This is a genomic window from Psychromonas hadalis ATCC BAA-638, from assembly GCF_000420245.1.
Lineage (GTDB): Bacteria > Pseudomonadota > Gammaproteobacteria > Enterobacterales > Psychromonadaceae > Psychromonas > Psychromonas hadalis.
This window is the reverse complement of the sequence record NZ_ATUO01000251.1, coordinates 1-3,260: the sequence shown is the minus strand read 5'-3', so window position 1 is coordinate 3,260 and position 3,260 is coordinate 1. Positions and strand designations below refer to the sequence as shown.

Below are 3,260 nucleotides of genomic sequence, written 5' to 3'. Positions count from 1 at the left end.
TGTAAAGGGAACAACCATTTACGTCAACTTACGCCTTAAATTTAGCTATTTTCCTGCGCAAAATTTAGATCACATACTTAATGTAATCGGTATTAAAAGGCTTGTTGAGTGATCGACAGTCAGTTTTAACCTAGCCCTTATTCTATTTTGTTATATTAAGTTTAGGTAAAAAAAGCACAACTCAGTGGGTTTATTTTTATATTAATTTGACTATGAAAAGTACAGAGTTGGAGTACATCGTTACTGTCGAATGGCATAATTTAATAGTGGATAAAAAAGGAGATAGCACTCTATTTTTAACTGCTGAGGTAAGTGGTTGTTCACTTTCAATGCAGAGCAACTCTGTGGATAACTCTGTTAATAGTTTTTATAAAAAATTGAGCTGTAACAATAAAAATATATTACAGCTTAATTTTCAATGAGATACATGTCTAATATGACAGTTAATGAGGATGTTATCAAATAACCCAATGTGCATAACAAATAATAACTCGCTTCTATTTTAAGCGTCTTTATTGTTTGATACTGTTTTTTACGGGGTTTGCATACATTTTTAAGACCCTCTCTTGTAACGCAGGTTTTATGTTTTGTAGGCGCGTCTCAAAAGCTTGTTTGTCTGCTTCACTGATCTCCGCTACATTTTGCTTAGCCGCAATAAAGTTAGAGGGGTGCAGATAATAGTTTTGATAAATCTGCTTATCTATCGCAGCAGCAACCTGCTCTGCATCTTCAAAATCATCATCCAGCGTTTTGCCAAAGGTAACATGCACATGGCCTTTTTGCCCAACAATGCCACGTACAATATTTTCAATATCTTCAAATTCTGATTTTTTATACTCACCTGATTCCGCTTTGTCAAAAAGCTCTTGCGCTTTCTGTTTATCACAAGTATCAAATTCGTATGAAACAGCTACAGGCACAATGTTGAGCTGTTTAATATAATCGTTAAAGGCGATTTTTTTCTTTCTACCGTTAAGGTAAAACATTTTGATAATGGCAGGTTCCGTTTTATCAAAGCCATCTTTTGCTCGACCTTCACGTTGCGCTATCCAGATACTACTATCCGTTTGCAGTGAACTGAAAATATAATCAGACAATTGCAACACTGCTTTCATCATTTCCCGAGGAGCCGTCAATCCACGCTTGACGATGAAACTTTTGTTCATGCGCATTAAATCAGAAGCGAAAGGTTTGCTCAGTAAATTATCACCAATGGCAACACGTACTGTTTTAAAATTTTCTGAAAAAAGAGCCCAGTTAACAAAGGCGGGATCCATAGCAATATCACGATGGTTAGAAACAAATAGATAATTTTTATCCGCCTCTAAATTTTCAAGTCCAGAGTAGGTAAATTGTGTGGTGGTGGAATCGATCATATGTTCCATGTACTCACCGACCACTTTTTGCATCTCATCGATACTACAAATTGCACCCCATTTATATAAAAAATAGCGACGTAAAAGAGGCTTCAATAAAAAACCTGTAAATTTGGCTATTTTAGAGAAACGGAAACTGATAATTGCGTCGATAAACTCATCACTATTAATAACACGACGGATCGCAGGTTGGATCTCATTGTCATTATAAGGTCGAATATCACTGAATCTATCGGATAAAGTTGGCATTTGCTATTTCTCTGTAAAATGGATGGCGCATTTTACCTGCTTTCTCTATTTTTACCAAGTGGGTTTGAAACGGAACAGCTCTTGGCGAAGTAAATTTTTATAAGACACTGAATCTATATGTGATTTTTCAAGATACTCATCAAGCCACTGCGCTTTAAATAAACGCGAAGCACGTAGCTGGTCAAATTTTGCAAAACGCACAGCTTTAAATAAAACTTGCCCTATTTTACCACGCTCTTCAAAAGGAATATTTTCTACTTCCTCTTTTAAGGCGTTAACGAGATGTGGAAATGATCGATCAAATAGTATTTCTGATAAGTTGAGACTTAGCTTTAAACTAGATTGTGAAACAAGCAGTGCTTGTAAAGAGGCAGCGTCGGTTTGAATATCATAAAAGAAATCATGATGATTTTTTTCACCTTTCTCACGCGCCTGATCTAAACAAGCGGTGCGCACTACTTCAAAAGAACTTAGATATTGCTGGTAACTCGCCACATAAGCAAAATTAACCATCGCAGAGAGTAACATCCCCTCATAAGGTCGACGATAGCCTTCAGCAACCATGAGTGCAGTACACGTTTGCCCAAGGGTCATCTCGTATCGCCACAGTTTTTTGGCAAACAGTACGTTATGCTGGCTATAAGTATTGATTTGGTATTTAAACAAGATAGCAGGCACTAAATAACGTAATACGTCAGTGCCTATTAGACCTATCGCGGCTTGGATATCACGCACATCTCGTGAAGAGCGTCCCAACTCAGACATAAAGCTTTCACTGCGAACCAATGACAATAAACGATGACGTGTATTTATATTTTTATCTAACAAAGAGGCTAAAACAGAGTAACGAGGCTCACCCGCTAACAATTTATTCAATAACTCAATGGTGCTTTCACGTAGCTGTAACTGCTCTAAAATAATCGTTTCACTATTTTCCAGTTTTTCATTCACCACTTTTAACAGTGATTGCTGAAAATAACGCATCAAAAGTGCATTACGTTTATCTTTAATGCATTGCTCCGCTTTTTCGCGGTTCACACGCTCTTTTTCAACATCCAATAATATACGCTGATTCCACCCATCTTGTGCTTGTGCATCGGCTAAACCTCGCTCTTTATCATCAAGCTCCGTTTCCGAAAGACCATCGTTATACTCCTCCTCTTTGTAAATTTTATTTTTACCCACCAAAAAACGCATAAAAAGTTTATCAACAGATTCCATCAGGGATGATTCAAGCAATCCAGCAGGTTTTGTTGTCATTAGCTCTTCTTAAGGTTTTTACATAAAGGCAAATGCATCGCCATAGATATGCTCAACAGAGGCATTTTGCTTCACAAAGTCTTCACGAGCAATTTTGGCCATTTCAAAACGGCCAACGATGTAGATATCAAATTCAGACAGGTCAGGAAAGTCATTTAAAACGGCTTGATGAACATAACCTTGATGACCTTGCCACTCAACTTCTGGTAGCTCAATCACAGGGTGAAAGTGGATATTTTGATGCTCTTTTGCCCAACTAGATGCTTCATCTTCAAAATAGAAATGGGCATATTCCTTCACGCCCCAATAAAGATAAACAGGATTAGGCAATTTAAGCTCAACAATCTGCTCAAGCAACGATTTCACATAGGAAAA

Annotated in this window: 2 protein-coding genes and 1 pseudogene; all 3 read right to left on the bottom strand. The window is 37.3% G+C overall.

Features of this window, described 5'->3' with window-relative positions; all coding sequences use genetic code 11:
- Window positions 1–512 precede the first annotated feature (512 nt).
- Window positions 513–1,625 carry a 1-acyl-sn-glycerol-3-phosphate acyltransferase gene (locus G322_RS0118310; RefSeq protein WP_022943132.1) on the bottom strand — a complete coding sequence of 371 codons (1,113 nt, stop codon included), beginning with the start codon at window positions 1,623–1,625 and terminating at the stop codon, window positions 513–515.
- Between the two features lie 51 nt (window positions 1,626–1,676).
- Window positions 1,677–2,885: an HDOD domain-containing protein gene (locus G322_RS0118305; protein WP_022943131.1), complete on the bottom strand. Its 1,209-nt coding sequence runs from the start codon at window positions 2,883–2,885 to the stop codon at window positions 1,677–1,679.
- 18 nt (window positions 2,886–2,903) lie between these two features.
- Window positions 2,904–3,260, bottom strand: a pseudogene (gene fre, locus G322_RS0118300) (NAD(P)H-flavin reductase); the annotation flags it as partial.

What these genes read in the sequence shown, in the direction of transcription:
- G322_RS0118310 (WP_022943132.1), bottom strand. Translation starts at nt 1,625, where the DNA reads ATGCCAACTTTATCCGATAGATTCAGTGATATTCGACCTTATAATGAC.
- G322_RS0118305 (WP_022943131.1), bottom strand. Translation starts at nt 2,885, where the DNA reads ATGACAACAAAACCTGCTGGATTGCTTGAATCATCCCTGATGGAATCT.